Below are 6,136 nucleotides of genomic sequence, written 5' to 3' on the forward strand. Positions count from 1 at the left end.
ATCTAGGCCAAGCCCAGCCCATTTTGCAAAAACGGCGGCACCGGCAGCAGGATCAGCACCAGCAGCGTGAGCATCCCCAGCCCCAGCAGATCTCGGGCCTCGTCCAGTTCCGTCACATCGTTGAGGGCCGGCTCGTCGGCACTGGAAATCACAAACAGCAGCAGCGCCCAGAGCAACAGCCAAGGCTGCACCGTCAAGGCCAGCAGCAGCACCAACCAGCGGGCTACCCGGCCTACATTCGCTCCCATCTGCTGTCCATACACCGCGTGGACAATGTGCCCCCCATCCAGTTGGCCCACCGGCATCAGGTTAAACGCGATCACCACCAGCCCCAGCCAGCCGGCAAAGGCCAGCGGGTGCAGCTCGATCACCTGCCCCGGCTGCAACTGATCCCCCAGCACCATGCGGGCCAGAATTGCCAGCAGCACCGATAGGCGCGGGTCAATGCGATGAAAACTAATCGGGGTCGGCTGCCCCTCCGGCACCGCGGGAGGATCTGCAGGCGCTGAAAACACCAGCCCCAGCAACAACATGCCCAAAGCAACAAGGCTCCCTGCCAGCGGACCAGCGGCGGCGATATCAAACAACACCTTGCGGTTGGGCACCGGCTCTTTCAACTGGATAAACGCCCCAAAAGTCCCTAGGACAAAAGGCACCGGGATGAAATAGGGCAGCGAGGTTTTGATGTGGTGGCGGCGGGCCACCCAGTAACGAGTCCACTCATGGGATCCCAAAATGGCAAGGATCCCGACCGCATAGGGCAACCCTTTCATCAGAGAGGGCAAATGCAGCAGCCGGTCAGGGCTAACCCCAGCCGCGTGGGCCCCAGCACTGAGGGTCGTCCAGAAGGTGAATAGCAACAGCCCCAAAGCCAGCAGCGGCAACTCTCGACTGTCCGCCAGGGAGCGCCGCGCCGCCGGGTTGGGCACCAAGGCAAAAAAGGGCTTACCGGCAAACCCCTCCTGCAGCACCACCAAAAAGCGTTTGCCGAAAGTGGTTTCCACGTTTTGCTGCACCCGCTCATAGGCTTCACTGGGATCCGCCCGCAAGTTGCCCCGGCAGATGATCGCCTGGGGGCGGTACTCCACATTTTGCAAATAAAAGACGTTCCAGGGGAAGCAATGGCTCAGCTTCTCCCGCGGCACTTCGGAGATGGGGGTGTGGGCAAGAGCCAGCGAGACCGGATCTGCGGCGCCGTCTTCCTCCTCTTCCTCTGGCTCAGGTTCCCCAGCCGGCGAGGGATCCGCTTCTGGAGAGGAGTTTTCCACCTCTGGCCGAGGGCCTCCGGTTGAGGGTCGAATACCCCCTCGTCTCACCAAGGTCATGCTGGTAAAGTAGGAGGTGAGAAACAGCAGCAACATCAGCAAGGGAGGCAATTCGTACTGAAACACCTGACGCCCCAGCACCCAAACCAAAGGGGGCAGCATCATCACCAGCCACAGGATCCGCCACGGCACCTTCGAAAGGCGGGCCACACTTTTTTGCAGCAGCAGGTAGGTTGCAGAACCCACCAGCGCCAACAGGATCCAATCTGCCATGAGTTCAAAAAACGGAGGAGAACACCTCTACCAAGCTAGCGGCAAATCCAATCCCCTCGCTACAGCTTGCAGCCGGGATCCCTGAAGAGCCAATTGAGGCTTGGCCTGCCCATAGACCGCCACCATTCCGGGGCAAACTTTTCATTCGCGCGAGCGGTGCGGAGCACTTTACTTCTTGTCAGCAGTGGGGCGAAAAAGAGGGATCCCCTTGAGGCGTGCTTATGCTGCCGGCGTCCACTGCACAGCTTCGCCCATGGGCCCCAACCTCAACCCAGTATCTATTCTGGCCAAAAGGTATTCCCTGTCATGCCTCGCAGGGTGAAATAAACAAATAGAAGCAACAAAAGGGATCCCAGCGTAACCATAGCCGCCGCTGTTGGACTTTTGCGATACAGGCCGACAAAAGGCTGGAGGCCAGCCCAGATCCCCCCCAGCAAAACGGTAATAAAGTAAGTGGGATAACGGGAGACATTCTCCACAAACTGGTCTTCCAGTCTTCTGGGGGGCTGCGGTTGTGGCATAAGAGGCTGGGGCTCCAACTCCTTTTTTCTCAGTGTGCCATAGGTAGCTGTCAACCATCTGGAGGCTGGCCATCTTCAGGGAACTGGCGGCAACTCAAAAAACAAACTTCCGTTGGCGCTCTTTTGGCAGCCGAGCAACCTCGGCTCCCCAGCCGCTGTGGCACCAACCGACCGGTAAGCAGCCTCTCTGCCGCTTGGCTCACAGCCTCCGCGAGGGAGAAAGTCCATCGTCCCCTCATATCAAAAAGAACATCTACTTCACGAAGAGTGGTTGGAGCGAAGGGGAGACTGCGCAGATTCAGGAAACCGAGAACCTGATATGGTAGGCGTTATCCTGCCTGATCTGCTCTTTTGCTCAGTGCAGCCTCCCCTCTTCATAGACTGATGCGAGAATTGCCCTCTGATCCTTCCAATCGTGCCGGCGTACCCTTTGGGGATCAGACCCTGGCTCTGATGCGCGTCCAGGAGGCCCTGGATCAATTGGAGGCAGCCATTCTCAGTAGCCCTCGCCTGTTTTGGTCTCGCACCCTTATTGAAGAGGAAAAGATTCTGGAGCAGTTAGACTTTATCCGCCTGAACCTGCCGACAGCCCTGGAGGAAGCGGAGGAACTGCTGCGCCAGCGGGATCGGATCTTGGCAGAGGCCAATCGCTACGCCCAAGAAATTGTGGCCGCGGCCCAACGTAGGGCTGAGCAGCTCCTCAACGAATCGGCGATTCTGCGACAGGCCCAAGCTCAGGCGGAGCAGTTATTGCAACAAGCCTATCAACATAGTGAGGAGGTGCGGCGACAGACACTGCAGGAATCGGAGCGCCTGCAGCGGGAGGCCCACCGTTACGTGGATCAGGTGTTGCAAGACTTGGAGTTGCGGTTGGTGGAGTCCTTGCGGGTGATCCGCAACGGGCGGCAAAATCTGCAGACCTAACAGAGAAGAGTCAGACTGGGGCTTGAGCGCTGCCTTCAACCTGTGCCAGGAGCATTTTTATCCCGCGTTGTGCAAGTCTTTGGGAGCAGTGGGTTAGGGATCCCCTGAGCAGGCGAGGGACAGCTCCCCTCGCTAGACTTGAGCAGAAGACGTTCCCCAGCGGCCCTTGACATCCTCTCTGCCCATCATCCTTGGCGTATCAGGCGCTTCAGGGATGCTCTATGCTGTGCGCGCTCTGCATGTTCTGCTCAGCCTGGACTACCGCGTCGAAGTGGTGGCCTCCAAAGCGGCCTATCAGGTGTGGCAGGGAGAACACGGGGTGCTGCTGCCGACAGACCCCCGCAAGCAGGCCCACTTTTGGCGACAGCAAGCCGAGAGCAGCGGTGGATCCCTAGTTTGTCATCGCTGGCAGGATGTGGGGGCAACCATTGCCAGTGGCTCCTATCGCACGCAGGGGATGTTGGTGATCCCGTGCAGCATGGGTACAGTTGCCAAGTTGGCTGCCGGCTTGAGCTCGGATCTGCTGGAGCGGGCTGCTGATGTGCAGCTCAAGGAGGGACGACGCTTGGTGGTGGTGCCGCGGGAAACCCCCTTTAGCCTGATCCACCTGCGCAACTTGACCACTCTGGCAGAAGCGGGGGCGCGCATTGTTCCGGCCATTCCAGCTTGGTACCACCAGCCGCGTACCATCCTAGATTTGGTGGATTTTGTGGTGGTGAAGGCGCTGGATCAGTTCGGTATTGATGGCGATCTCATTCGCCGCTGGCAGGGGATGCGCCAGCATCAGATCCTCAAGCTGCCCCCTGATCTCTGAGCGGGATCCCTTTTCCCGGCGGCAGGCTGGGATTTGGCTTGGGGGTGTTCCAAGCTGGGGGGGCCTGTGCCGATAGCCCTCACTTGTGGCACCTTGCCGGGAATAGCTCAGATCACTTGCTGAGCTAGCCGACTCGGGGATCCCGCTGAAGGGGGGTGGGCAAGTCAGGGCAGGTCTCCAGACTGGCCGCCCATTCCCCGATGAGGGTGTTGACCCAGTGGGGCAACTCGTCGTGGGCGCAGTGGCCTACTCCCGGCAGCTTCACCAAGGTGAGGGCAGGTTGCCAGCGCTTAAATTGGTCTGCCAAAAAACTGGGCACTGCCGGATCTTCTCGGCCCCAAAGTAGCAAGATAGGCATTTTTAGGGTGGGCAGCAGGCGTTTGGGGCTGTCGAAGCGGCGGCAGAGAATGGCCCTCAGACCGTCCAAAAACACGTGGGCTGCCCCTGGCTCAAAGGCCGGCCTCTGGAAGATCTGCACCAGCTCGTCATCCACCTGCTCATCCCGCTTGTAGACGTTTTTGATCCAAGCCCGCAGCACCTCGGTTTGTCGCAGCCAGTTGAAGAGGTGGGGATAAGTGAGGGGGCACCCCAGCAACGACAGAATCCCTTCGCAGAGGGCTCGCACCAGAGCATCCCAGGGAGAGGGCAATTCTTCCGGATGGGGCCCATCGGCGCAGCTAATCAAGCACAGGCCCTTCACCATCTGGGGATAGCGGGCGGCGGCAATTACCCCCACCAAGCCCCCGATGGAATGGCCCACCAGGATGCTGGGCTGCTGAATGTGAGTTTGCCAAAACTCGTACACCTGCTCCACCCACAGATCAACGCTGTAGGCAATCTCCGGCTTGGCACTCTTGCCAAATCCCAGCAGGTCGAGGGCATAGACGGAGCGCTGGGATCCCAGAGGGAGAATGTTGTGGCGCCAATGACCCACTGACGCTCCAAATCCATGGATTAAAAGGGCCGGAGCTGCCGTTAAGTTGACGACACCGGCAGGGGTTTGGGCGCGACTGGGGGTGTAGGTGAAATGGATGGGCCAGCCCCGCCAATGCCAGGTTTGGGAGTAGCCGTAGCGAGGCAAAGCCGACAAGGGATCCCTGTCGCTGCCCGTTGGGGAAGGGGGGGGCGCATCAACAGAGGAGAAACCGGGAGCGCCAACGGAATTGGCACCGACGGGAGCAGAAGGGGAAGGATGGGAGTCGAGTCCGTGCAAGGGAGAAGTGGGTGATAACAATAGGCTCATCTCCAATTTAGGCTAGACCAATCTTAGTGGTTTCCTCGGCTCATCATTTAATAGGACGTACTTTGCCACCGGTTCTTCTATATCTTCCAGGACATGCCAGCATGACTGTGTCCATAACCCCAGACCCAATGGATGAAGCCTTCGGGATAGACCCGATTACCGCTGCCAGCTTTCGCCAGATCGATCAAGAGATCGGCCCCCACCCCTGGCAAGGGATCCCTTATGAGGTGGTGCGCCGTGCCATTCATGCTACTGCCGACTTTGAGCTGCGGGATCGCTTTTTCTTCGGCCCCAACGCCGTTGAACACGCCCTGGCAGCCCTACGGCAAAAGCAGCCTGTCATTGTCGATGTCAGGATGGTGGCAGCTGGGATCCAGTCAGGTCTGAAAGCCCAAGGGATCCCCCTCTACTGTGCTTTGGACTGGGTGGAGGAGCCCCGTTGGCCCGGTCAAACCCGCGCCGCCAATGGGATGGTGAACTTGGCACGCCGCTATCCAGAAGCCCTGTTTGTCGTTGGCAATGCCCCCACCGCGTTGCTGGCTTTGGTGGAGGAGATTCGGGCACAGCGGGTCAAGCCGGCTTTGGTGATCGGAGTGCCGGTGGGATTTGTGGCGGTGGAAGAGGCCAAGCAGGCGTTGGCGCAAACGGATGTTCCCCAGATTCGCGTGGAGGGCCGCAAAGGCGGATCCCCAGTTGCTGCTGCCATTGTCAATGCCCTTCTCTTGGCAGCTCAACGGGATCCCATCCCCAACTGACTAGAATTGAAGGGATATCTTCAGACCTTTCCCATGACCCCAGAACAAGAGGAGTGGCTGATTCGCAACCTTCAGCAACAACAAGAACAAATCCAAGAAATGCGGGCCGAGCAGCAGCGGTCGGCTGAGCGCTTTGAGGCTCAGATGGTTGAGATGCGGCAGGGCTTTGCAGCCCAAATCTCCGAGATCCGGGCTGAACAGCAACGATCTGCCGAGCGCTTTGAGGCCCAGATGGCCGAAATGCGAGCCGAGCAGCAGCGGTCGGCTGAGCGCTTTGAGGCTCAGATGGTTGAGATGCGGCAGGGCTTTGCAGCCCAAATCTCCGAGATCCGGGCTGAACA

The 6,136-nt window shown here is 59.3% G+C and carries 6 protein-coding genes and 1 pseudogene; 4 read left to right on the top strand and 3 right to left on the bottom strand.

Annotated elements, in window-relative coordinates; genetic code table 11:
* Positions 1–2: 2 nt before the first annotated feature.
* Both ACVW0C_RS06785 and ACVW0C_RS06790 read right to left on the bottom strand, forming a co-directional pair.
* Positions 3–1,538 (bottom strand): site-2 protease family protein, encoded by a 1,536-nt coding sequence (locus ACVW0C_RS06785; RefSeq protein WP_457384711.1) that lies wholly within the window; start codon positions 1,536–1,538, stop codon positions 3–5.
* 278 nt (positions 1,539–1,816) lie between these two features.
* Positions 1,817–2,059 (bottom strand): DUF751 family protein, encoded by a 243-nt coding sequence (locus tag ACVW0C_RS06790; protein WP_041436092.1) that lies wholly within the window; start codon positions 2,057–2,059, stop codon positions 1,817–1,819.
* Positions 2,060–2,443: 384 nt separating this feature from the next.
* Between ACVW0C_RS06790 and ACVW0C_RS06795 the strand changes: the two genes are divergently transcribed.
* Entirely contained in the window at positions 2,444–2,983 is a 540-nt protein-coding gene (locus ACVW0C_RS06795; RefSeq protein WP_414380997.1) for an ATP synthase subunit B family protein, read from the top strand.
* Between the two features lie 166 nt (positions 2,984–3,149).
* A complete protein-coding gene (locus ACVW0C_RS06800; RefSeq protein ID WP_457384712.1) occupies positions 3,150–3,797 on the top strand; it encodes a flavin prenyltransferase UbiX in 648 nt (215 codons plus the stop codon).
* 124 nt (positions 3,798–3,921) lie between these two features.
* On the opposite strand, the gene ACVW0C_RS06805 is transcribed toward ACVW0C_RS06800, so the two are convergent.
* Entirely contained in the window at positions 3,922–5,040 is a 1,119-nt protein-coding gene (locus ACVW0C_RS06805; protein ID WP_457384713.1) for an alpha/beta fold hydrolase, read from the bottom strand.
* 101 nt (positions 5,041–5,141) lie between these two features.
* On the opposite strand from ACVW0C_RS06805, the gene ACVW0C_RS06810 reads away from it, so the two are divergent.
* Both ACVW0C_RS06810 and ACVW0C_RS06815 read left to right on the top strand, forming a co-directional pair.
* A complete protein-coding gene (locus ACVW0C_RS06810; protein ID WP_414329503.1) occupies positions 5,142–5,795 on the top strand; it encodes a cobalt-precorrin-8X methylmutase in 654 nt (217 codons plus the stop codon).
* A 33-nt stretch (positions 5,796–5,828) separates the two neighbouring features.
* Positions 5,829–6,136: pseudogene (locus tag ACVW0C_RS06815) on the top strand (hypothetical protein); the annotation flags it as partial.

It is taken from the genome of Thermostichus sp. OS-CIW-26, from assembly GCF_054058395.1.

What these genes read in the sequence shown, in the direction of transcription:
- ACVW0C_RS06785 (WP_457384711.1), bottom strand. Translation starts at nt 1,538, where the DNA reads ATGGCAGATTGGATCCTGTTGGCGCTGGTGGGTTCTGCAACCTACCTG.
- ACVW0C_RS06790 (WP_041436092.1), bottom strand. Translation starts at nt 2,059, where the DNA reads ATGCCACAACCGCAGCCCCCCAGAAGACTGGAAGACCAGTTTGTGGAG.
- ACVW0C_RS06795 (WP_414380997.1), top strand. Translation starts at nt 2,444, where the DNA reads ATGCGAGAATTGCCCTCTGATCCTTCCAATCGTGCCGGCGTACCCTTT.
- ACVW0C_RS06805 (WP_457384713.1), bottom strand. Translation starts at nt 5,040, where the DNA reads ATGAGCCTATTGTTATCACCCACTTCTCCCTTGCACGGACTCGACTCC.
- ACVW0C_RS06810 (WP_414329503.1), top strand. Translation starts at nt 5,142, where the DNA reads ATGACTGTGTCCATAACCCCAGACCCAATGGATGAAGCCTTCGGGATA.